Annotated in this window: 20 protein-coding genes, 2 pseudogenes and 1 other annotated feature; of the genes and pseudogenes, 14 read left to right on the top strand and 8 right to left on the bottom strand. The window is 57.8% G+C overall.

Going from position 1 to position 23361, the window contains the following annotated elements; genetic code table 11:
• Positions 1–68: 68 nt before the first annotated feature.
• The 3 genes from AC5QPF_RS30215 (at position 69) to AC5QPF_RS30205 (ending at position 4614) form a co-directional block, all read left to right on the top strand.
• A complete protein-coding gene (locus AC5QPF_RS30215; protein WP_494961228.1) occupies positions 69–2969 on the top strand; it encodes an aminotransferase in 2901 nt (966 codons plus the stop codon).
• 142 nt (positions 2970–3111) lie between these two features.
• Positions 3112–4221, top strand: a complete 1110-nt coding sequence (gene aguA / locus AC5QPF_RS30210) for an agmatine deiminase (RefSeq protein WP_494961227.1) — start codon at positions 3112–3114, stop codon at positions 4219–4221.
• A gap of 192 nt (positions 4222–4413) precedes the next feature.
• Positions 4414–4614 (top strand): hypothetical protein, encoded by a 201-nt coding sequence (locus AC5QPF_RS30205; RefSeq protein WP_330077596.1) that lies wholly within the window; start codon positions 4414–4416, stop codon positions 4612–4614.
• 173 nt (positions 4615–4787) lie between these two features.
• Here the strand turns inward: AC5QPF_RS30205 and AC5QPF_RS30200 are convergent, their stop codons facing one another.
• Positions 4788–6875 carry a TonB-dependent siderophore receptor gene (locus AC5QPF_RS30200; RefSeq protein WP_494961226.1) on the bottom strand — a complete coding sequence of 696 codons (2088 nt, stop codon included), beginning with the start codon at positions 6873–6875 and terminating at the stop codon, positions 4788–4790.
• Positions 6876–7365: 490 nt separating this feature from the next.
• On the opposite strand from AC5QPF_RS30200, the gene AC5QPF_RS30195 reads away from it, so the two are divergent.
• The gene (locus AC5QPF_RS30195) at positions 7366–8646 is read left to right on the top strand and encodes an OprD family outer membrane porin (protein ID WP_494961225.1); all 1281 of its coding nucleotides are present in this window, start codon (positions 7366–7368) and stop codon (positions 8644–8646) included.
• 50 nt (positions 8647–8696) lie between these two features.
• Here the strand turns inward: AC5QPF_RS30195 and AC5QPF_RS30190 are convergent, their stop codons facing one another.
• On the bottom strand, positions 8697–10349 hold the full coding sequence (locus tag AC5QPF_RS30190; RefSeq protein ID WP_494961224.1) for a glutamate synthase-related protein: 1653 nt from the start codon (positions 10347–10349) through the stop codon (positions 8697–8699).
• 177 nt (positions 10350–10526) lie between these two features.
• The gene (locus AC5QPF_RS30185) at positions 10527–10784 is read right to left on the bottom strand and encodes a helix-turn-helix domain-containing protein (RefSeq protein ID WP_494961223.1); all 258 of its coding nucleotides are present in this window, start codon (positions 10782–10784) and stop codon (positions 10527–10529) included.
• A 53-nt stretch (positions 10785–10837) separates the two neighbouring features.
• Between AC5QPF_RS30185 and AC5QPF_RS30180 the strand changes: the two genes are divergently transcribed.
• Positions 10838–11530, top strand: a complete 693-nt coding sequence (locus AC5QPF_RS30180) for a DapH/DapD/GlmU-related protein (RefSeq protein ID WP_494961222.1) — start codon at positions 10838–10840, stop codon at positions 11528–11530.
• An 88-nt stretch (positions 11531–11618) separates the two neighbouring features.
• On the opposite strand, the gene AC5QPF_RS30175 is transcribed toward AC5QPF_RS30180, so the two are convergent.
• Positions 11619–12071: a DUF2846 domain-containing protein gene (locus tag AC5QPF_RS30175; protein WP_494961221.1), complete on the bottom strand. Its 453-nt coding sequence runs from the start codon at positions 12069–12071 to the stop codon at positions 11619–11621.
• 125 nt (positions 12072–12196) lie between these two features.
• Positions 12197–12340: pseudogene (locus AC5QPF_RS30170) on the bottom strand (DUF4172 domain-containing protein); the annotation flags it as partial.
• A 406-nt stretch (positions 12341–12746) separates the two neighbouring features.
• Here AC5QPF_RS30170 and AC5QPF_RS30165 point away from each other — a divergent pair.
• Positions 12747–13061: a DUF3077 domain-containing protein gene (locus tag AC5QPF_RS30165; RefSeq protein WP_494961220.1), complete on the top strand. Its 315-nt coding sequence runs from the start codon at positions 12747–12749 to the stop codon at positions 13059–13061.
• 265 nt (positions 13062–13326) lie between these two features.
• Here AC5QPF_RS30165 and AC5QPF_RS30160 read toward each other — a convergent pair whose 3' ends face one another.
• Positions 13327–14343 (bottom strand): DNA topoisomerase IB-related protein, encoded by a 1017-nt coding sequence (locus AC5QPF_RS30160; protein ID WP_494961219.1) that lies wholly within the window; start codon positions 14341–14343, stop codon positions 13327–13329.
• A gap of 191 nt (positions 14344–14534) precedes the next feature.
• Here AC5QPF_RS30160 and AC5QPF_RS30155 point away from each other — a divergent pair, with 191 nt between their 5' ends.
• The 8 genes and pseudogenes from AC5QPF_RS30155 to AC5QPF_RS30120 all read left to right on the top strand — a co-directional run.
• Entirely contained in the window at positions 14535–14774 is a 240-nt protein-coding gene (locus tag AC5QPF_RS30155) for a type II toxin-antitoxin system RelB/DinJ family antitoxin (RefSeq protein ID WP_494961218.1), read from the top strand.
• Positions 14764–15054, top strand: coding sequence for a type II toxin-antitoxin system mRNA interferase toxin, RelE/StbE family (locus AC5QPF_RS30150; protein ID WP_494961217.1), 291 nt, complete (start codon positions 14764–14766; stop codon positions 15052–15054). The genes AC5QPF_RS30155 and AC5QPF_RS30150 overlap by 11 nt, the downstream gene beginning before the upstream one ends.
• Positions 15055–15101: 47 nt before the next feature.
• The gene (locus AC5QPF_RS30145) at positions 15102–15389 is read left to right on the top strand and encodes a hypothetical protein (protein ID WP_494961216.1); all 288 of its coding nucleotides are present in this window, start codon (positions 15102–15104) and stop codon (positions 15387–15389) included.
• A 536-nt stretch (positions 15390–15925) separates the two neighbouring features.
• Positions 15926–18028, top strand: a complete 2103-nt coding sequence (locus AC5QPF_RS30140) for a GNAT family N-acetyltransferase (RefSeq protein WP_494961215.1) — start codon at positions 15926–15928, stop codon at positions 18026–18028.
• Positions 18021–18446 carry an ASCH domain-containing protein gene (locus tag AC5QPF_RS30135; protein WP_494961214.1) on the top strand — a complete coding sequence of 142 codons (426 nt, stop codon included), beginning with the start codon at positions 18021–18023 and terminating at the stop codon, positions 18444–18446. The genes AC5QPF_RS30140 and AC5QPF_RS30135 overlap by 8 nt, the downstream gene beginning before the upstream one ends.
• A gap of 82 nt (positions 18447–18528) precedes the next feature.
• A complete protein-coding gene (locus AC5QPF_RS30130) occupies positions 18529–18972 on the top strand; it encodes a hypothetical protein (RefSeq protein WP_494961213.1) in 444 nt (147 codons plus the stop codon).
• Between the two features lie 627 nt (positions 18973–19599).
• Positions 19600–20810 (top strand): IS3 family transposase gene (locus tag AC5QPF_RS30125; RefSeq protein WP_494961212.1). Its coding sequence is split into 2 segments (ribosomal slippage): positions 19600–19867 and positions 19867–20810, totalling 1212 coding nucleotides; the frame shifts between segments, so codons are not numbered across the junction.
• Positions 19866–19982, top strand: a sequence feature (AL1L pseudoknot). Its footprint overlaps the gene before it by 117 nt.
• Positions 20811–20849: 39 nt before the next feature.
• Positions 20850–21749, top strand: a pseudogene (locus tag AC5QPF_RS30120) (IS5 family transposase); the annotation flags it as partial.
• A gap of 133 nt (positions 21750–21882) precedes the next feature.
• Here the strand turns inward: AC5QPF_RS30120 and AC5QPF_RS30115 are convergent.
• Both AC5QPF_RS30115 and AC5QPF_RS30110 read right to left on the bottom strand, forming a co-directional pair.
• The gene (locus AC5QPF_RS30115) at positions 21883–22158 is read right to left on the bottom strand and encodes a hypothetical protein (RefSeq protein WP_494961211.1); all 276 of its coding nucleotides are present in this window, start codon (positions 22156–22158) and stop codon (positions 21883–21885) included.
• Positions 22151–23134, bottom strand: coding sequence for an integrase domain-containing protein (locus tag AC5QPF_RS30110; RefSeq protein WP_494961210.1), 984 nt, complete (start codon positions 23132–23134; stop codon positions 22151–22153). The genes AC5QPF_RS30115 and AC5QPF_RS30110 overlap by 8 nt, the downstream gene beginning before the upstream one ends.
• Positions 23135–23361: the final 227 nt, after the last annotated feature.

Below are 23361 nucleotides of genomic sequence, written 5' to 3'. Positions count from 1 at the left end.
TGATCGTTACCCTTGCGTTTCACCCTGGCAAATGGCGATATAAGCCGCAAAAAAACCGAGGTTCCACCATGCCCCTCAGCACCCTGATCCACCGCGCCAGCCAGCCTTGCCCGACCCTCAGCGAACGGCAGGCCCGTGCCCTGCTCAACCAGCACTATGGGCTGGACGGTGGTTTACAGGCGCTGGGCAGCCAGCAGGACCTGAATTTCCGCGTCGACAGCGAGCACGGCCGCTTCGTGCTGAAGGTCTGCCATGGCGCCTATTCGGCGGTGGAACTGGAGGCCCAGCATGCTGCCCTCGGCTTCCTGGGTGAACGCGGGGTTCCCGTACCGGCGGTACGCGTGGCGACGTCCGGTGAGCAACTGCTGTCCCTGGACATCGACGGCCAGGCCGTCCGCGCCCGGTTGCTGGACTATATCGACGGGCAGACCCTGACCCGCCTCAAGCACATGGAGCCGCGCCTGATCGCCGAGCTGGGCGCGTTGTGCGCCCGGGTCGACCAGGCGCTGGCCGGTTTCAGCCACCCGGGCCTCACTCGCACCCTGCAATGGGATCCGCAGCATGCCCAGGCGCTGATCGCTCATCTCTTGCCGGTGCTGGCCGACGGCCCGCGCAAGGTACGTGTAGCCGCCGCGGCAGCCCAGGCAGAACAGGCCTTGGCGCTGGTCCAGCACGACCTGCCGAAGCAGGCCGTGCACCTCGATATCACCGACGACAACGCCGTCTGGCAGCGCGATGCCGACCGCCAGTGGCAACTGCAAGGGGTGATCGACTTCGGCGACCTGCTGCACACCTGGCGCATCGCCGACCTGTCGGTGACCTGCGCCGCGCTGCTGCACCACGCCGAGGGTGACCCGCTGCGCATTCTTCCGGCAGTGTCCGCCTATCACGCCACCAATCCGCTGAGCGAGGCCGAACTAAAGGCCCTGTGGCCGCTGATCGTCGCTCGCGCTGCCGTCCTGGTGCTTAGCGGCGAGCAACAGGTGAGCATCGATCCGGACAATGAATACAGCCGCGCCAACCTGGCCCACGAGTGGGAAATATTCGAGGTTGCCGACAGCGTGCCGTTCGCCCTGATGGAAGCCGCGATCCTGCAGGCTGCGGGCCTTGTACCCGCGGCGCTGGATCTGGGTGGTTGCACGGGGCTGTTGCCGGCCTTGAGCGGGCAGGCAGTGACGCGTGTCGATCTCGGTGTACTCAGCGAACATTTCAGCGCGGGCAACTGGGAAACGCCGGGTATCGACCAGCAGTTGCTGTTGCAGCATCCGGCACCGGCCTCGTCGTTGTACGGGCAGTACCGTCTGTCGCGGACCCATATCGACAATCCACGCGAGCCGGACACGTTCGCCCTGCAGGTCGAGCTGCATCTGCAGCCCGACAGCGAACTGCGTGCGCCCTTCGCAGGCATCTGGCACGCGGACGGGCCGAAGGGTGGTTGCCTGCAAGGCGCGTCGGCCAGCCTGTGGCTGTGGGGGGGCGGCGATGGCCTGGCCGAGGGCCAGGTCGTTGAAGCAGGACAAGCGATCGGACGCAGTGGCAGCAGCATCACCGTGCAGTTGTGCCGGGTGCCGGGCCTGCGTCCGCCAGCCTTTGTCACGCCATCGCGCGCCGAAGCCTGGCGCGTGGTCTGTCCGTCGCCGGCAGCGTTGCTCGGCTTCGATTGCGACGCTGAGCCGCTGAGCGACGCCAAGGCTTTACTGGCGCGCCGCGATGCCAGCTTCGCCCGTTCGCAGAAGCACTATTATCAGCAGCCGCCGCAGATCGAGCGCGGCTGGCGCAACTACCTGATCGACCTGCAGGGCCGCTCCTACCTGGACATGCTCAACAATGTCGCGGTACTCGGCCACGGCCACCCGCGTATGGTCAGCGAAGCCGCGAAGCAGTGGTCGCTGCTCAATACCAACTCGCGCTTCCACTACGCAGCCATCGCCGAATTTTCCGAGCGCCTGCTGGCCCTGGCGCCGAAGGGTATGGACCGGGTGTTCCTGGTCAACAGCGGCACCGAGGCCAACGACCTGGCGATCCGTCTGGCCTGGGCCGCCAGCGGCGGGCGCGAAGTGCTCAGTGTGCTGGAGGCGTATCACGGCTGGTCGGTGGCCACCGACGCGATCTCCACCTCCATCGCCGACAATCCGCAGGCACTGACCACCCGCCCGGAATGGGTGCACCCGGTGACCGCGCCGAATACCTATCGCGGCAAGTACCGCGGTGGCGAAAGCACCGCCGACTACGTGCGCGATGTCGACGCCACCCTGGCCGAAGTGGATGCCACCGGGCGTCAGCTGGCCGGCTTCATCTGCGAACCGGTGTATGGCAACGCCGGGGGCATCCCGCTGCCGCCGGGCTATCTGGAACAGGTCTACAGCCGCGTGCGCGAGCGTGGCGGCGTGTGCATCGCCGACGAGGTGCAGGTTGGCTACGGGCGCATGGGCGAATATTTCTGGGGCTTCGAAGAGCAGGGCGTGGTGCCGGACATCATCACCATGGCCAAAGGCATGGGCAACGGCCACCCGCTGGGTGCTGTGATTACCCGTCGCGAGATCGCCGAGGCGCTTGAAGCCGAGGGCTATTTCTTCTCCTCCGCCGGCGGCAGTCCGGTGAGTTGCCGGATCGGCATGGCGGTGCTCGACGTGATGGCCGAGGAAGGCCTGTGGGAGAACGCTCGGGAGGTCGGCGGCTATTTCAAGGCGCGCCTGCAGCAACTGGTCGATGAATATCCGCTGGCCGGCGCGGTGCACGGTTCTGGCTTCTACCTGGGTCTGGAACTGGTGCGTAGCCCGGACACCCTGGAGCCGGCCACGGAGGAAACGATGTACCTGTGCAACCGCCTGCGTGACCTGGGCATCTTCATGCAGCCGACCGGCGACTACCTGAACATCCTCAAGATCAAGCCGCCGATGTGCACCACGCGGGAAAGTGTCGACTACTTCGTCGACAGTATTGCCCGGGTGTTGTCAGAAGAGCTCTAGGTCGTGAATCGGAGCCGGGCAGTTCGATTTCTATCGGACTGCCCGGCTTTTTTGTGCATGATTGTTTTGTTTTACAGCTTTCAATGTCGATATTTATCGGATATAAATCGACTTACTGAACCTCCAACCCAAGGCCCGAACCATGAAGACGCTGACCTCCACTCCCCGTGCCGATGGCTTCCACATGCCCGCCGAATGGGCGCCGCAAACCCAGGTCTGGATGATCTGGCCGGAGCGTCCGGACAACTGGCGTCTCGGCGGCAAGCCGGCACAGGCCGCCCACACCGCCGTGGCCAAGGCCATTGCCCGCTTCGAGCCGGTGACCGTCGGTGTGTCCGCGGCACAGTACGAGAATGCCGTGTCGCGCCTGGGTAACGAGCCAAACATCCGCGTGGTGGAAATCAGCAACGACGACGCCTGGGTGCGCGACACCGGGCCGACCTTCGTCATCAACGACAACGGCGAAGTGCGAGGCGTCGACTGGGGCTTCAATGCCTGGGGCGGCTTCAATGGCGGTCTGTATGCGCCGTGGAACCGTGACGAGCAGGTGGCCGGCAAGATCATGGGCCTGGAGCGTACCGCGCGCTACGTCACCGAGGGCTTCGTGCTTGAGGGCGGCTCGATTCACGTCGATGGCGAAGGCACCCTGATCACCACCGAAGAATGCCTGCTCAATGCCAACCGCAACCCGCACCTGAATCGCGAACAGATCGAAGCCATCCTGCGCGACAACCTGGCGGTGGACACCATCGTCTGGCTGCCGGACGGCCTGTACAACGACGAGACCGACGGTCATGTCGACAACTTCTGCTGTTACGTCAGCCCGGGCGAAGTGTTACTGGCCTGGACCGATGATTCCAAGGACCCCAACTACAGCCGCTGCCGTGCCGCCCTGGCGGTTCTGGAAAGCCAGCGCGATGCCAAGGGCCGCTCGTTCGTGGTGCACAAGATGCCGATCCCGGGCCCGCTGTACGCCACCCAGGACGAGTGCGACGGCGTCGACCTGGTCGCCGGCAGCCAGGAGCGCAACCCGTCGGTGCGCCTGGCCGGTTCCTACGTCAACTTCCTGATCGTCAACGGCGGCATCATCGCGCCGAGCTTCAACGACCCTGCCGATGCCGAGGCCAGAGCGATCCTCGCGCGTCTCTTCCCGGCGCACGAAGTGGTGATGGTGCCCGGGCGTGAACTGTTGCTCGGTGGTGGCAACATCCATTGCTTGACCCAGCAGCAGCCGGCGCCAGTAAAGCGTTGAAAAACCAATGAAAAAAAGCCCGTCCGACGACGGGCTTTTTTTTGCCCGGACGACGGTCGGCGTGGGGAATGGCACAGCTCTTGTATTTATTTCGATGTGTTACTCGGCAGATGGGCGGCGCTTGCTCCGCACGGAGTTGTCACAAAAGTTGAGTAATTTAGTCGCTCACGCCTCTGGGGGAGTACGTGTGAAATGAATGCAGCACGTGAGACGGCTATGCACCCGACAGTCATGAATCACGAAGCGCTCCAGGTACTGGCGCAGTGGTTGAAGCACAATGGACCAATCCGGGTCAGGAAGACCGATCCACGGCGTCTGCTGGCGGAACGTTATCCAGCTGGCCTGATTACCGAAGCGGAGCTCGATGCTCTGGCAGGGATCTGGCACGGCTGAAAGGGCAGTGGTTGAAACGAAAGAAGGGCGCCACCGGTGGACGGTGGCGCCCTTCTTTCGTTGTCCGGATCAGGACTTGAGGGCCTCATCGCGGGCAACGCCCGCTCCCACAAGGTCGGCGGTGCATGCGATACCCGTGGGAGCGGGCGTTGCCCGCGATGAGGCCATCGAGGTCAGAAGCTGTAGGTCCCGGTCACCACCAGGCTGCGCGGATCACCGAACTGGATCTGCGCGGCACTGGTCGCTGACGCATAATAGGTCTTGTCGGTGATGTTGCTCAGCGCCGCGCGCAGGTCCCAGTCCTTGGTCCGGTAGCCCGCCAGCGCATCCCAGGTGCCGTAGCCCGGCAGGACGATGCTGTTCTTCGTATCCGCATAACGCTCGCCAACGAAGGTCAGGCCGGTCTCGGCATACCAGCCCATCTCCGGTTTCCAGGTGATGAACACGCTGCCGTTGCGCTTGGCCACGTCGGACACACGGTTGCCGGCATTGCCATCGGTGTCGTCGACGATGATCGCGTCCTGCAGGCCGATGCCGCCGCGCATGTACCAGTCGCCACCGAGTTTGCCGGTGGCAGTCAGCTCGATGCCGCGCGAGCGTTGCAGGCCGGTGAGGATCCAGCGCTCCAGATCCAGCGGGTCGCGGTTGCGGCGGTTGTACAGTTCCAGTTCGTACACCGCGAGGGTGGTGCTCAAGCGCTCATCCAGCCAGTCGCTCTTGACCCCGATTTCCTTCTGCCGGGTGGTTTCCGGATCGGTCGAGTTGGTGTTGCCCGCCGCACCCGGAGTGATGCCGATCAGGCCGCCGCCCGGTGGCGAGAAGGTCTTGCTCCACGAGGCATAGAAGGAGTGCTCCTTCCACGGCGTATAGACCACGCCCAGGCGCGGACTGGTGCCGGTGCTGTCCTGCTTCTCGCTGCGGCCGCTGACCTTGCTGGTGGTTTCCACCTCGAATCGGTCGAAGCGCACGCCGGCCAGGACCTGCCACTGGTCGTTCAGGCGAATCTGGTCCTGCACGTACAGGCCGCTGCTTTCCACACGGGTGTGGTTGTCGCTGGAAATGTTCATGCGCCCGGTGTGTTGCAGGCCCTGTTTCGGGTTGTAGATGTTCACCGAAGGCACGCCAACACCGCTGCGCAGCAGCGAATTGCGGCGTTGCTCGCCCAGTTCCAGCCCGACCAGCAGGGTGTGTTCCAGGCCGTAGGTATCTAGCCGGCCCTCGGCTTCCAGGTTGTTGAACAGGTTGCGGGTGTCCAGGTCCTGCTGCCAGCGCTGGCGGGTGACCACGCCGGTGGCCGGGGTGTAACCGGTCAGGTAGGTGTTGTCGAAGTCGCTGGCCAGGGTGAACAGGCCGAGGGTGTGGCGCAGTTGCCAGTTTTCATTCAACTGGTAGTTGAGGCGCGAGCGCAGCGATTCGGCGCGGTCGTCGATGTAGTCGCGCTGGCTGTCGCCGTAGGTGGTGCTGCGGCTGACGTCTGCCGGACGGCCGGTCAGCGTGTTGCCGGGAATGCCACGGTCCGGGGTGCGGTTGAAGCGGCTGTATTCGTACTGCACGAGCCAGTTCAGGTCCGGGGTCAACTGCCAGCTCATGGACGGTGCGAACAACTGGCGGCTGCCATCGACGCCGTCGCGCAAGCTGTTGTTGTCGCGGTTGCCCAGGTTCAGCCGCAGGCTGAGGGTGTCGCTCGGGTCGGCGCTGAGGTCGGCGTACAGGCTGCGCAGGTCTTCGCTGCCACCCTGGACTTCGATGGATGAACGGCGCCCGGCCTCTGGTGCCTTGCTCACCCGGTTGATGATCCCGCCCTGGCTGCCCCGGCCATAGAGCACCGCCGCAGGGCCCTTGAGTACCTCCACCCGTTCGATGTTGTTCAGGTCGCGGACGTACTGGCTGTCGTCGCGGATGCCGTCCAGGTAGAAGTCGTTGCTCGCGTCGAAGCCGCGGATGCGCACGCTGTCGAAGCGGGTGTCGGCGCCGCTGCTGACGTTGGGCAGGCCGCTCAAGGCCTTGCCCAGCTCGGTGGTGCCGTAGTCCAGCGTATTGCTGGTCTTGATCGAGTCGATGGCCTGCGGCACGTAGCGTACCGGGGTCGAGGTGCGCGTGGCCGTGGTGACTTCCTTGACCCGCGGATCATCGCGTTCGCTATCGCTGTCGGCGGTGACCGACAGCTCTGGCAGGGTGGTCGTGGCGGCAATGGCCAGGCTGGAGCCGAACAACAGGGATAAGCCCAGGGACAAGGGGGTGAGGCGGCAAGGGGAAGGCATTTAAGTGGATATCCGGCGATGTTATTGAATATGGAAATGCGCGGATGATAATGCTTGGCATTTGCAAACGTTAACTCTTTAGTCGTTTGCTTGATGGCTATTTGTATCTAAATGTCTCAGATTTGAATTTTTAGAGTTTCTCTCAAGAACGCTGCACGTTCACCGGTGTTTTGGATCCATCTTCGTGGATTTCGCCCTGAGGGGATTGGCGGAAGTCGCTCGACTTTGTCGGAAACTGCGCCATCGGTAGCAAAAAAGATGAAACTTGCCATCATTCGTTCACGATTTTTTGACAGGCCATTCCGCCCGCGGCTAGGATTCGGCCCCTACGCCTGTAGGCCCATAGGCCAAGACTCAAATAATAAAAGGCCCGCTGCGATCACTCGCACGCGGGCTTTTTATTTTCAGTCCGTGAGCGTCAACCCACGCAGGGGGCGTGGTCTGGCGTTTGGCCACAGCGCGTATCAAATCACGTAATAAGGAAAACAAGATGTTGAAAACCCGGATCAGTCTGCTCGCACTGGGGCTCATGGCCGCTACTCAAGCAATGGCCAACGATCAGGAAGCTTCCAAAGGCTTCGTTGAAGACAGCAGCGCTACCCTGCTGCTGCGCAATGCCTACATGAACCGCGACAAGAAGCACACCGCGAATGACCAGATGCAGTGGGGTCAGGGCTTCATCGGCAAGTTCACCTCCGGCTTCACCCAGGGCACAGTTGGTGTCGGCGTCGATGCCTTCGGCCTGTACGGCCTGCGCCTGGATGGCGGTAGCGGTCACAACAACGCTCCGGGCATCGACTTCTTCCCTCGTGGCGGCGACAGCAAGAACTCCCCGGACGACATCGCTCGTGCCGGCGCAGCGGTCAAGTTCCGCGTCTCCAACACCGTGCTGAAGTACGGCGACCAGATGCCAGCGCTGCCGGTTCTGCAATACGACGACGCCCGCCTGCTGCCAGAGAGCTACACCGGTACCTCGATCAACTCCAAGGAAATCGAAGGTCTGGAGCTGAACGCTGGTCGCTTCACCCGTGAAGCACGCAAGAGCGGCGAGACCCGCGACAGCGGCCTGAAGTCGATCAACGTCTTCGGCGGTAGCTACAAGTTCATGCCGAACCTGACCGCCTCGCTGTACACCTCCGATGTCGAAGACGTGCTGAAGAAGCACTACCTGGGCGTCAACTACGTCCACGCCATCGCCAAGGACCAGTCCCTGACCCTGGACTTCAACGGCTACAAGTCGAACATCGACAAGAAGTACGTACAGAAGGCCGAACTGAGCGGTAACGACAACACCATCTGGAGCCTGGCGGCCACCTACGCCTTCGGTCCTCACTCGGTGACCCTGGCGCACCAGCGCAGCACCGGCAGCACCGGCTACCAGTACGGCTGGTATCAGAACAAGGGCGGCGTGGGTGACGGTGGTTCGACCATCTACCTGGCCAACTCCTACTGGTCCGACTTCAACGCTGAAGACGAGCGCTCCTGGCAGATCGCCTACGGTCTGGACTTCGGCGCCTTCGGCGTACCGGGCCTGACCTACAACATCGCTTACGTGCGTGGTGACAACATCCGCACTGCTGAAGGCCGCGGCACCGAGCGCGAAATCTTCAACCAGGTCAAATACGTCGTACAGGAAGGCCCTGCCAAGGACCTGAGCCTGAAGCTGCGTGGCTCCTGGCTGCGTACTTCGGACAACGTCCGCGACAACGGCTACAACGACGACGGCAACGAAGTCCGTATCTTCGTCGAGTACCCGATCAGCATCTTCTGATTCTGATGCCGCACGAAAAAGGGGCCGCTCATGCGGCCCCTTTTTCGTTTTCAGGCGACTTCCATTTCTTCCTGCCGTATCACTACTCGCTCCCCTGTCTCCGGCGCAAAGCTGTCGCTACGCGCCATCCGCCACATCCGCGCATAGAACTCGCTGTCGATCGAGCCACTGAGCAATTCCCCCGGCTTGAGGAACAGATGCACCTGGGACAACAGGCGGATCTCGCTCGGGCTGATGCGCCGCACCAGGTGCTTCGGCTTCAGTTCCCCAGGGTGCTCCAGCCCGGCTGCCGCGAGCATTTCCGCCAGCGCATGCAGGGTGTTGCGGTGGAAGCTGTGCACCCGCTCGGCCTTCTCCGGCACCACCAGGGCGCGCTGGCGCAGCGGGTCCTGGGTGGCGACGCCGGTCGGGCACGCGTTGGTGTGGCAGCTCTGCGACTGGATGCAGCCGATGGCGAACATGAAGCCCCGGGCCGAGTTGACCCAGTCGGCGCCGATGGCCAGCACGCTAGCGATATCGAATGCACTGACGATCTTGCCCGCCGCGCCAATGCGTACCTTGTCGCGCAGGTTGAGGCCGATCAGGGTGTTGTGGACGAACATCAGGCCTTCGCGCATCGGTACGCCGATGTTGTCGCTGAACTCCCTTGGCGCTGCGCCGGTGCCACCTTCCTTGCCATCGACGACGATGAAGTCCGGGGTAATGCCGGTGGCCAGCATGGCCTTGGCGATGCCCATGAACTCCCACGGATGACCGAGACAGAACTTGAAACCCACCGGCTTGCCACCGGACAACTCGCGTAGCTGTGCGACGAATTCCAGTAGGCCGATCGGCGTGGAGAAGGCCGTGTGCGCCGCCGGTGAGATGCAGTCCTCGCCGACCATCACGCCACGGGTCGCGGCGATTTCCGTGCTGACCTTGTGCCCCGGCAGGATCCCGCCGTGCCCTGGCTTGGCGCCCTGACTCAGCTTGATCTCGATCATCTTCACCTGCGGATCGCGGGCTTGTTCGGCGAAGCGCTGCGGATCGAAGCGGCCGTCGGCGGTGCGGCAACCGAAATAGCCGCTGCCGATTTCCCAGATCAGGTCGCCGCCGTGTTCGCGGTGGTAGGGGCTGATGCTGCCCTCGCCGGTATCGTGGGCGAAGCGCCCGAGCCGCGCGCCTTTGTTCAACGCGGCGATGGCATTGGCGCTGAGGGCGCCGAAGCTCATGGCCGAGATATTGAAGATCGACGCCGAGTACGGCTGCCGGCACTGCGGCCCGCCGATGGCGATGCGGAACGAAGCCGGGTCCGGGGTCGCCACGGGCAGCATGGAATGGCCGATGAACTCGAAGCCGGGGCGATAGGCGTCCTTCAGTGTGCCGAAGGCCTTCTCTGCGCTCTCGTTCTTGGCCCGGGCATAGACCAGCGAGCGCTGGGAGCGGGAGAAGGGCAGTTGCTCGTCGTCGCCCTCGATCAGGTACTGGCGGATTTCCGGGCGGATGGTTTCGATCAGGTAGCGCAGGTTGCCGAGGATCGGGTAGTTGCGCCGCACGCTGTGGTGGGTCTGGCGCAGGTCGTTCAGGCCCACCAGGCTCAGCGCCGCAGTGACCAGGGTCAAGGGCCAGAGCCAGGCGTGGGCCGGCAGAAAGGGCAGGCTGGCGACAGTGAAGACCAGGCAGCCGGCCAGGCAGGCGTAACGGCTTGGGAGCGACGCTTTCATGGGGTTTCCGTGGGGCTGTACATCGGCGCAAGGATGGGGGAAGGAGAGCGGGGGAAAAACCGGGGATTTGGTAAAAGTGTTTTATCGGGGAGGGGGTTGTGAAGCGCTATGCCGCGTGTCACGTAAACGTGACTTTCCAAGGTGTTTGTCACGTTTACGCGACATCGGGAGGGGCCGTCAGCTTCGCTGTTCCCGATACCTCCTCGGCGAAACACCGAATTCACTCTTGAACGCCCGGGAAAATGGCTCAGTTCCTTGAACCCCCCAGCTCAGCGCGATAGGGGTGATCTTCCTCTCGCTTTGCAGGATCGCTTCGGCACTGCGTTGCAGGCGTCGCTGCAGGATATGCTCGATGAAAGCTCCATTACCACGGACGGCGCGGCCTGGGATTCCTGGCTGGAAAGCTGGCTGTCGAGGGTCAGTTGCCGCTACCATTCCCGGCCCTTGCAGCTAGGCTCAAGGGCTTCGTAACGGCGCTGGAGTAATGGATGGCCCTAACTGACTGGTACTGGAACCGCTGGATTCGCCGCAACGGCTGCAAGCTCGGCAGCCGCTTGAGCAAATTCCACCGCAAGTCCGTCCTCACCGTCGAGGAGGACGTGCGCATGGGCAGCGTGGAGGTCGTTTGCCACGACCTCTCCATCGGCGCCCACAGCTACCTGCGGGGTGACACCAAGCTGCAGTTCGTCAGCCGTATCGGCCGCTACTGCTCCATCGGCAATGGCGTGGTGCTCGGCCAGGAAAAGCGCAATCACCCCACCGACTGGCTCAGCACCCACCCGTTCCAATACACCGACACCGACTGGGAATACGACGCGCCTATCGACATGGCCACCATTGGCCACGACGTCTGGATCGGCCATGAGGCGCTGATCCTCGAAGGCGTGCACATCGGCACCGGCGCCGTGATCGCCACCCGTGCGCTGGTGACTCAGGACGTACCGCCCTACGCCATCGTCGCCGGGGTACCGGCGAAGGTCATTCGCTACCGCTATTCCGAGGACATGATCGAGCGGTTGCTGGCGAGTCGCTGGTGGGAGCGGGATTTCGAGCAGTTGAAGACGTTGCCGTTGAATGAGCCCCAGGCGTGCATGGAACTGCTGGATGGGCTGGAGATCGCGAAGTATCGGCAGCTCAGGTTGACGAAGAAGGGGTGTGAGGTGTTGGGCGGGGAGCGCTGAGGTACTTGAGTGCGCTCTGTATCGGAAAGACTTTCGAAAGGCCGCCAGCGGCCGCCTTCCGAAAGCTGATCACACTGCAGCGAAGAACTTACTTCGAAGCCGCCAGCTTGCAGCAGTCCTTCAGGTCACGCTGGGCCTGGGCTTCGGAGATCTGCTCCAGGTTCGCGCCACCCACGAAGGCACCCATCTTGATGTACTGGCGCAGGTAGTAGTTCTTGCCCGGCTCGGTGACCAGGGTCAGGGTGTTGTCGCTGAACTCGGACTCGGTACCGATCACGTGCTTGCCCGGTGCCAGGAAGCGGTGGAAGTACACGCCCTTGGCGGTTTCGCCGATCACTTGGCCGTCGACGGTCAGCGACTTCTTCAGCGCCTGGCCGACGAAGCTGTCACGGTAGATGTACAGGCCGGACTTGTCGGCTGGCGGGGCGGCGAAGGCCTTGAGTTGCGCGTCTGCTTCGGTGGAACCCATGGGTACCGAGGCGCAACCGGTCAGGATGGCGAAGCCCAGGGCAGTGCTCAGCAGCTTGATGCTGTTACGCATTGAAAATCCTTTTTACGAATAAGAAATGAAGGACAGGCACAATGAGGCCTGTGATTTCATTGTGCCATACCTTCAGTTGGGTGTTTCGTCGTTATTACGGGGTTTTTGCGGGCACATGAGCAGGATCAAAGTTGCGTGGGGGCAGCGATCTGGTAGCGCGTGCTGCGCCTGCCACTTGGCACACGTTTTTCCAGCAAATCCGTCAGATGCCGCGTTGCCGTCGCCTTGCTCACCTTGGCGACGGCCTGGTATTGGCTGGCACTGATGCCATTGAACCGATTAGGAAAAGCTATTCGGCTCACGGACAATGACAAATCACTCCGCGCAACGCGCTAACAAGCTTCGCGACTTCCCCGGTGACATCCCCGGCGATTGATGCCGATGGCAGGGTTTCCTTGCCTCATCCGGGGTTGGACGTTAGGCTCTCGCGGTCGCTGCGGTTTGGCGATCGGGTTTGGTCGCCCGAATAAAAGCTTGCGAACGGATACACCCTCCAATGCTTGCTGGCGCTGTTGCGTCGGCTGCGTGCTATGGCGGCTGTGTGCGGGAGGCATTCGTGCCTGCCGGGTTTTGCTTTGCTTTTTCCCGGTCGACCAACCTGTACACAGTCGTCACCAATCTGTTTGGTCGCGGAACGGTGATGGCTTCATGCGAAAAAAAGCAAGGAGTTGCACTATGAACAAGATCGTTCCAGATCCACCCTCCGCCCTCGTTGGCAAAACGGCCATGGTTGCCTTCGGGCACTGCAAGGCCGGTCACAGTCCCATGTTCACTGTCCGCGCGGAAATCGACGCGGAAGATGCCCTGGTCCATACGTCCCTGTTGCTCAAGGGGCTCTACGACACCCTCCAGCAACTCACCGAATTTGCCGAAGACGTGCCTAAGAACGGGCTGCTCTTCTCGTCGCTGTACTCGGCGGAAATGGCGAAGGGGTTGGTGGATGCGGTGCTCGATGGCATGGAGATGGGGCGTGTGGGAGTGAGTAACTAGGTACGACACGGACCCTGTGGGAGCTGGCTTGCCAGCGATGAGGTCGTGGCTGGCAAAGGTGGTGTCCGTGCTGATGCCATCGCGGGCAACGTCCGCTCCCACAGGATTCCCGGCTAGTCCGCAAGATCCAGTCTCGACACGGACATTGTGGGAGCGGGCGTTGCCCGCGATGAGGCCATCACTGATAAAGATGGTTTCCGGGCTTAAAGGCGATCTCTGTGGGAGCGAGCTTGCTCGCGAAGGGCTGCAAAGCAGCCCCGGGATTTCAGACCTGAGCCAGCTTTTCCAGAAAACGCATCAGCAAACTTTCTTCATCCCGCAGTCCCTTGCGCGCGGCCGCCATCCGCAGGCCAGCCAATTCCCCCGCATGGAACGCCTCGATCAGCGCCGGATGGATGTAGCACTTGCGGCAAACTGCCGGGGTGTTGCGCAGCTCGCTGGCGACTTCCTTGATGATCGACACCACATGTTTCTTCGCCGTGGTTTCCGGTTGCCATTCCAGTTCCCGCAGCAGGGTCAGGGCCAGGGCGCTGCCGGCCCAGGTGCGGTAGTGCTTGGCGGTGAACTCGGCGCCGGTCAGTTCCTGCAGGTAGCGGTTGATATCGCTGGACGTGACGCTGTGGCGCTCGCCGTTTTCGTCCAGGTACTGGAACAGTTGCTGGCCGGGTAGCTCCAGGCAGCGCTTGATGATGCGGGCGAGGCGACGGTCGTTGACGCTGACTTCGTGCTCGATGCCGCTCTTGCCGCGAAAGTGGAAGCGGATGGTGCTGCCACTGACATCGACATGACGGTTGCGCAGGGTGGTGAGGCCGTAGGAGCGGTTCTGCTCGGCGTAGCGGGCATTGCCGATGCGGATGAGGGTTTCGTCCAGAAGGTAGATCACGGTGGCCAGGACTTTTTCGCGACTGTGTTCGGGTTTGGCGAGGTGCTGTTGCAGGGTTTCGCGCAGGGAGGGCAGGGCTTTGCCGAAAGCGAGCAGGCTACCGTACTTGTCCTCGTCGCGGATCTCGCGCCAGCGTGGGTGATAACGGTACTGCTTGCGACCCCGGGCGTCGCGGCCGGTGGCCTGGAGATGGCCGTTGGGGTCGGGGCAGATCCATACGCTGGTGTAGGCCGGGGGGATGGCCAAGGCGTTGATGCGCTTGATTTCGTCGGGGTCACGGATGCGGTCGCCCTGTGGGTCGAAGTAGGCGAATTTGCCACGGAGCTTGCGGCGGGTGAGGCCGGGGGTGGTGTCGTCGACATAGTGGAGGCCGGCGGGGAGGGTTGGGGGTTCGCTCACGGTGGGGGCTCGCTTGGGGGTTGCCGGTTTGTTACTGGTTTAGCCATTGGTTTGGTTGATTAAGTTCCGAGGCCTTTGGGCAGGGCTTCCAGATTGGATAGCTACCTGTCGGGAGAATCCCGAGCGGGGTTGCTCATCAGCTCGCTTTAAGTCACTGTAAAGACGTTTGTCATTACGTATAAGGTGGAGTCATGGCCTCAATCAACGTTCGCATCGATGACGATCTCAAGATGCGCGCCTACCGTGAGTTGGAAAAACTTGGCGTCACCCCTTCTGAACTGATGCGCCAGGCATTGCAATATGTGGCAGATCGCGGACAGCTACCCTTCAAGCCGGCGCTTCTGACGGAAGATGACGAAGCGTTGCTGGCGACAGTGCGCGAGCGACTTGCTGATCCGCAGCGAGTGAAGGTCTCCCTGGATGACCTATAGCCTTGAATTCGATGCGAGGGCACTGAAGGAGTGGCACAAGCTCGGCGACACCGTACGGGTTCAGTTCAAGAAGAAGCTTGCAGCTATTTTGCTGGATCCGAGGATTGAATCGAATCGCCTTCGTAACCTGCCCGACTGTTACAAAATCAAGCTGCGCAGTAGCGGATATCGCTTGGTTTATCAGGTGATCGATCAAGAAGTGATCGTCTTCGTGGTGGCTGTGGATAAGCGTGAGCGGGAGCAGGTGTATCGGAAAGCAGTCGAGCGTATAGGGGGTTGACGTAGGCTAACTGCGGTTGAGCCTTCTATTTCTTTGAGAGGTGATGCATGAAAACTGAAAATCCCGTAATCATCGATGAGCGCGTTGTCGTCAGCAGTATTTCAGCGATGTTCGATGCGCTGGGTGAGCACATTGCGACGATGTCTTGGTTGTTGACCGCTTGTCAGGTTGAGATCAAGGATGATGCGGAGCTTAAAGAGCGGATGGCGGTAATTGATGCGCTTTACGCATGTGCAGATAGTGACGATCACGTAGCTGCGCGATTCGCGGAAATGGTGGCGGACAGAGTTCATGAGTATGAAGCGAAGACGGTATTTCTATCTAAGTCTCCTTGAATTGACTGATAGTTAGTATTAAGTGGGTAAAAATAAAGTTGGTTAGAATTGTCAAAGCCCTTGCTCGGTGTGGGCTTTTGATATGTTGTGGCACCAGGAGTCGAAAGGCGCTTTAAAGTATTGTGTTTAAAGGACTTAATTTTTTCGATTGTCTCGCTATACCCCTAAGGCTACCCTTAAGTTTCATACGCCATTCTATGGCGTGGCTTACGGTGCGTTGAAACTTCTTAATTATGCTGCTTGTCTTTAGGTATTCCTCTTTGCTGTGAGGTACTCCTCTTTGCTGTAGTTCGAATTGCTCGCTGTTCAATTTTCAGAGTCATCATGGTTGGAGACTATAAAGGTCGAAAGTCTGATAGGTGGCTTGTTCTCGGTTTTCATTGGGATAAATCTATATTTAAGTACTGCAGGTAGGTGTGAGTAACTCAGAGATTAAAAATTTATAGGCTTGTGCCTGAAGGTGCGTGAGAAATTTTCTGTTTTGTGATACGATATTTTCGCCACCACTAAAAATTCAAAGAAGAGATTGGTTAGTAATGGATTACGTTATTTTAAAAGAGTTTGATGCAGTATTTCCCTATCTCAGCCAGATTTCAAAAATTGCCGACAATAATAAATCTTCTTTTGGGTTTTTGGCTAATTCTGTATATGAGCAGATGGCATCTAAAGGCCAGCTATGGATCTTGGTTAATGCGCAGTTGGATTTGAAAGGCTACCTGATGTTTGGCGGTACTATGCCAAGCGTGAAGGTATTTCAAATCTATTCTTGTCATACCGTTCGTAAGCTTAGGCTAGGATCGCGGTTGATTGATGAGCTGAAAAAATTCGCTAGAGATAATGGATATCATTCGATAGTTGCGAGAGTTGCTTCAGATTTGCCGGCTAACGAATTTTGGAAAAAGCTTGGGTTTCAGGTTCATAAACAAATCAGAGGCGGTGAAACTACAAAGCGGATAATAAATGTACGCGGTTTCTCAGTCCGAGATAATGATCTATTTGGTGGGTTGGCCTTGGAGTCGACGGGCGTGAAACCGATAGGTCCTGTGCTTAGGAAGCAGACATTTGCATTGGATCTGAACCTCCTACTAGACGTATCCAAAGGCAGGTCTGGTTATGAGAAGATAGTTAAGATAATGCAGGTTGGATTTCAAGGCGGTTTTTCCATCTGTATAACTCCAGAGTTTAAAGCTGAGCTGGAAAGGCAAGCTAGTAAGTTCTCAGACGATCCAGTTTTACGGCTGGCAGGAGCATTCCCGGAGCTAAAGGCCAATGCTGACTTGCAGGAAATATCAGATGCTTTGAGGCAGGAAATTTTTCCAGCACGAGCTATTCATGGAAAATCTGCTTCAAATGACGAATCTGATCTTAGGCACTTGGCTTATTGTATATCTGCGAAGATAGATGGATTTATCACGCGTGAGAAAGCATTACTGCGAGCTTGCAATAATATAAAATATAAATATGGATGTGCGATACTGTCGCCGGATGAGCTGATCACCGATGGTGGTACATTAGACACTAATAAGCCCTTAAACTCAGACTTTTCATTTTCAAGCTCTAGTTTGACAGAAGAGCTGAAAGATTTTTTAAGAAGCTTCATCATCCCTGAACCTGTACGTTTGGTACTGGACACGATATCACCGACCACCAACGGACCAGTTTTATATGAGGCTAGGTTGGACGATGAACTGTTCGGGGTATATTTTTTTCAAAATCCAGTCAAGTCAACTTCGCATGCTTTAGCCGCTTTGTTTTTGGATGAAAGTCTTCCTCAGTCAATTGCAGCAATTGACCATTTCGTTGAAATGGCATTGAGATATAAATGCGCATTTCCATATCGCATCGATTTTTACATGGGCAATGACCAGGTTTTAACGTCAGATACGCTGGCTAAGAAAGGCTTTTTCAAGTCTGCTGATCATTTCGTTAAAATAGTAAGTGACAGCTTTTTGGATCGTAAAAAATGGCCTGATTTCGCTAAGGCCATAAAAAAGCTGTGTGAGTTGAGTATTCCGGAAAACCTTCCGGTTAAAAAAGAGCTTCAGAATACCGGGGTATTTGTCACTGATTCAAATAACGAATCTCAAGTTTTTTCATGGTTTGATTTTGAAACTATTATTGGGCCGAGATTTATTATTAGTGCTGACAGGGATTGCGTGATAGTCCCTATACGCGAAAACTTTGCGAACGGTTTAATTGGTAATGTAAAAAATCAGTTGTCGTTGCTTTCAAGTAATCAGCAATTATTTTTACTAGAGAAAGCTTATTTTAGGTCAACTGTCAAAGAATCTTTTTTCTCACGAGGCGGAATCATCGCTTTCTACGTCTCGGGAACGAAGAGTATTCAGGAGATTATAGGCTTTGCTAGAATTACATTTTCAGGTGTCGTAAAGCTTGAAGATGCGGCGGTTAAGTTTGATCGGCAAGGTGTGCTTTCGAAGCAAGAATTGCTCGAGATTAGTGATGGCGCTGGCAACATCCATGTGTTCACGTTTGATAATTTTATTGAGTTTGATCGACGAGTTTCATTTTCAAGGGCAAAAGAGCTAGGCCTTATTAGTAATGCCAATCTGGTCTCGCCCGAGCGGATAGGCGTTGAAAAGCTCAGGGTTCTGATTAAAGAGGCCTATAATGATTGATGCTTTACTATCTATTAAGCCTCAGCATGTGAGAAATATAAAGTCTGGTGCGAAGACTGTGGAGCTGCGGGTTAAGCCTATTAATCTACCAGTTGATTCTAGGCTTTGGATCTATACGACGCTTCCCGTAGGGGAAATTGGTCTACATGCGCAAATAGATTTTATAGAAAGTTCGACTCCAGAGGAGATCTGGAGTATGCATGGCCAAAACATTTGCATTTCAAGAGAGGATTTTGATCGATATACGGATGGTAGAGAGCAGGTGACCGCTATCGGCTTGAAAAATGTGAATGTATTGGAGAGAGGGATTTCTTTAGACTCTATTCGCCAGAAAGTTGGTCGCTTCAATCCGCCGCAGTTTTTTTTGAAGATTGCTCCAGGCAGCGCATTGCGTAAAGTGTTGTCCAGCCTCATCTGAGTATTTGTCGCTGTGCGCATACGCCACGACCATCCTGGGATGATACATAAGTTGGTGTCTATTTATAGTTAGCGGATTATCTATGGATCACTTAGAAATTCCAAGACCTGATGTATGGGAAGCGCGGCGCGAATGGTATGAAAGTCATATCTTTCACTATGAGGAACTCGGCAGCTATCTTGTCGGAGAACAAGCGTGCGCACTAATAAGTGACACTCAAGCCTGTTTCTGCGCTGGCGCATGGGCTAGCGTAATCGTCATCTCCTTTGCCGTAATTGAAGCTCACATAAGAGAAACGAACCCAGACTCTTCAAAAAAGCTATCGCACGTTCTTCTTGAGGAAAGAGGGTTCGGCGAACGAGTGCAAAGCGTACGAAAATTAAGAAACAGCTTGGTACACGCCAAGCACGATGCGCCAGCACTAACAGTGGATCAGCAGTGGGATGAAAGAGAAAAATTGGAAGTCATTGCAAAGGAGGCAGTATCCATTATGTTTGAAATTTTTTACTCAGATCCTGGCACATAAGCCGCTAACAATGCGCTAAACTACCGCTCACCCCGTTCGCTGGAGGTCCCAAAGCTGCGCTTTTGCCATCCGCTCGCTTAATCGTTATGCATATTAAAAATAGAAATGTAGCTCTCTCAAAATACGCAGCAGTATTTGCCTTGGATTTATCGCAAGCTACAACGGAGAGCTAAAAACATAGTGAGAATTCCGAATTCTAATAAAGATCTGAAGAGGTTCTGTACAGCGAAAATTCAATATCGAGAAAATGGTGAAACAATGCCGAGTATCTTGTAGAAGCTGGGGGTTTGGGTTCGCACATGACCAACCAAAAATAATAGTGTGCGGAAAAAGAAACAAATTTATTTACTGGGCTGACAGTCTGCTTTGGGCAGCAATAGTTGTATATCTTGATCATTAGGGATTCTCCGATCAAGTCAGCACAGGCCATCTGACCTGTGCTGAAATAGCCTTCCGTCCAACTGCCCTCTACAAGCCCTCCATCCCATGAGTCAGATGAGCTTTTCCGATTTCGAGTACGCCGGTAAGCGCAAGCAAACCCGTCGCGAGCGTTTCCTGGCCGAGATGGAGCAGGTGAACCGCCCCGGGTATCGCGGAGGCTCCACCTTTTGAGAAACTGGAGCCACTATGCCAAAACCACCTGAATTTTCCCCCGAAGTCCGTGAGCGTGCTGTGCGGATGGTCTACGAAGTCCGCGAGTCGCACGATTCTCAGTGGGCAGCCATCGAGGCTGTGTCCAGCAAGATCGGATGTACAGCCCAGACCTTGAGCAACTGGATCCGCAAGGCCTCTTCCCCCGCAACGTCTAGTGCCCCGGCTGATCCCCGGATCAAAGAGCTGGAGCGCGAGGTTCGTGAGCTCAAGCGAGCCAATGAGATCCTCAAGGTCGCCAGCGCTTTTTTCGCCCAGGCGGAGCTCGACCGTCGTTTGAAGTGATCTGGCGTCTGATCGACGAGCATCGACAGCGCTTTGGAGTCGAGCCACTGTGCCGCGTGTTGCAAGTGTCTCCATCGGCTTACCGGCGGCATGCTGTACGGTTACGTGATCGCTCACGGCGCTCTGCCCGAGCGATTCGTGACGAGGCACTTGCCGTACAGATTCATCGTGTCTGGCAGGAAAACTACGAGGTCTATGGGGCCAGGAAAATCTGGCGGCAGATGCATCGCGAACATCAGGCAGTAGCGCGCTGCACAGTGGAGCGGTTGATGCGTGAGAGGGGGCTTTGCGGCGTGACCCGGGGCAAAACGGTGAAAACCACACAAGCGGATCCTGACCATGCCAATCCCAGGGATCTGGTCAAGCGTCAGTTCACTGCTGAACGCCCCAATCAGCTCTGGGTCGCCGACTTCACGTTCGTTTCAACCTGGCAGGGGTTTGCCTATGTCGCGTTCATCGTGGATGTCTATTCACGGTTCATCGTTGGCTGGCGTGTCAGCCGACACATGCGTACAGAGTTTGTTCTGGATGCACTAGAACAAGCCCTTCACGCCCGTCGGCCTGAGCCTCATCGACTGGTTCACCACAGCGACAGAGGCTCGCAATATCTGTCGATTCGTTACAGCGAACGGCTGGGAGAAGCGGGTATTGAGCCGTCAGTTGGCAATACCGGTGACAGCTACGACAACGCAATGGCAGAGACCATCAATGGCCTTTACAAGACCGAGCTGATTCACAAACGAGGGCCATGGAAAAGTGTTGAAAGCTTGGAATGGGAAACGCTGAAATGGGTGGCTTGGTTCAACCATCAGCGCCTGCTGGAGCCGATTGGAAATAGGCCGCCGGCTGAGTTTGAGGCACTATACGAACAGAGTCAGACAACAAGCCCAATTGCAGCCTGACTCAAACAAAACAGCCTCCGCGATACCCGGGGCGGTTCACAGGTGGTTCCGTGGAGTGGGTTAGTGGCGTTGATCGAGCCTCACTACCCAAAGGCTGGCGGTGGCCGCAAGCCGTATCCACTGGAAACCATGCTGCGCATTCACCTGCTGCAGAACTGGTTCTCGCTGAGCGACCCAGCCATGGAAGAGGCGCTGTACGAGATTACTTCGATGCGCCAGTTTGCTCGTCTGACACTCAGCGCTCCGATCCCCGAAGACACGACGATCATGAATTTCCGGCACCTGCTGGAGAAGCATCAGTTGGCGGCGGGAATTTTGGAAACCATCAACAATTACCTGCGAGACAAGGGCCTGTCGTTGCGCCAGGGCACTATCGTCGACGCCACCATCATCCACGCACCCAGTTCGACCAAGAACAAGGAAGGCAAACGCGATCCTGAAATGCATCAGACGAAGAAAGGTAATCAGTTTTTCTTCGGCATGAAGGCGCATATCGGTGCCGATGCTGAGTCGGGCCTGGTGCACCACGTCCACGGCACAGCGGCGAATGTGGCTGATGTAACGGAGGTCGCTCACCTGTTGCATGGCGATGAGAATGTTATCTGTGCCGATGCAGGTTATACCGGCGTGGAGAAACGGCCGGAGCATGAAGGGCGGCCGGTGATCTGGCAGATTGCGGCCCGTCGCAGCACCTACAAGCGCTTGAGCAAACGCAGCGTGCTCTACAAAGTCAGGCGCAAGATCGAGAAGGTCAAAGCGCAGGCACGAGCGAAGGTCGAACATCCATTCCGTGTGATCAAGCGCCAATTTGGCTATGTGAAAACCCGCTTCCGTGGCTTGGCCAAGAACACGGCACAACTGACCACGCTGTTTGCCCTGTCGAATCTGTGGATGGTACGCCGGCAATTATTGCCTGCTGCGGGAGAGGTGCGCCCATGAGGGCAGATAATCAAGGCGTTGCCTTGGTTATCCAATAATCAGCGGCTGAAAATCGGGCTTTTCGGCGTGCCCAAGCCGCCCATTTCCGGCTGATGAGCAACTTGTTCGGAGTTTCCTTAGGGTCAGGTTCCCTTCAGGGCTTGAAAACCCATGACGTTTGCAGATGTTGAGCGAGAAGCCGGATTGTCAGGAGGTAGTAATACCGTGTCGCCTCACTCCGTTGGCTCAGGTGGTGTTCCAGAAACCAAGCCAGATGCTTTCTCTGCCAAGCCCAAGGTGTTTCTCGCTGCCAGCGAGCTGCGATTTCTGCCTGGATGATTTTTGCTTGGCGCAAATGGCGTTTCCGGCTCGCGTGCGAGCCTGCCAGCACGCCAGCCAAGAACAGCTCCATATCAAATGGCTTACTCATGCCGGCCACCTATATAGGCCGCGACTACATCGATCCGGCCATGTCCCAGCTCATAACTGATTTGCGTTCGGGCATCACCGTCAAGGTATCTATCTTTCTCGTAGCAGCGACCGCCGTTGATAGGAGCTCGGTGATGGGTGATCTGCTCATAGCGCTCACATGCGTAAGCCGCTCGCAGTTCATGGAAGCCTTTGAGGTCATGTGTGTGCAGGACATCCCGTGCGGGACGTATTACTTGTTGCAAAACGCTCACGTAGCTTTCGTCGAGGGCGATCAGATTGGGGCTACCCGCAGGCGACACCTGCCGTGCAAACTCAAGGGCACCTCGAACATGTTCGTCCACCGCAATCCAACGGGGCGCTGAAGCGCCGGCACGGCCGCCTTTAGTGCCGTCCTGGATGTTAACCTTGCCAATATCTCGAGCCTCACGGCTTAGCCGTGGCAGGTCGGCCAAGATAGCCTCACGCAAACGCATGCCGGTGGCTCGCGCCAACAGAACAATCGCGGCGGACCGTTGCTGATGATGGAGGCAAAGCGCATCGACGATCTGTTTAATCTGTTCGCGGTCTTGGCCCTGCGGCACCGACTGGCGAACCCTAGTGCGCTGCATACCCAACGCCTTGCTCGGACTTGGCAACTTCACGTACTGATCACCGCGAAGCGCTGCCATTGTCCTGTTAACGCTGGATAGGCGGTTTTGTGCGGTGCTTACGGCGACGTCACCGCGCCTAATCATGTCGCGCAGATACGCTGCATAGTCGGCCAACACCTTTCGGTCAATCTGCCGCGCATCATTGATACCGGGCCCCTGTTCGGAACGGCACCATTTGACGAATGCCTGCCACCGACCACAGTGCGACTTGACCGAGCCGTAGTGGCCACGTCCGAACATATCTTTCAGCGCCTGCGGCCCTGCGTAGCTCAGTTGTCTGCCGTAGCCAAAATTACGGCCGTCACGCCTACCCACCAATGCCATGTCGATTACCTCATCGTCCGCTCTCCGATCCTCGCCCCACGTCATCCCGCCAAGAGTGCTGAGTGTTATCAGGGTTCAAGGCCTCTGCGACCTGTGGGGATGTCCTCTAACGCGGGACTGGCGGCTCCTTACGACCGGGAGCAAGGGCATCTCATGATCTGGCCCCCTGAGCACCGTTGCCGGTGGGCGGGTGGAGGCTGCATTGGCTGACGAGACCAGTGCCGCGA

It is taken from the genome of Pseudomonas sp. Con_6 (assembly GCF_059379395.1).
The sequence above is the reverse complement of the archived record's forward strand: the minus strand, read 5'-3'. Positions and strand labels throughout refer to the sequence as shown.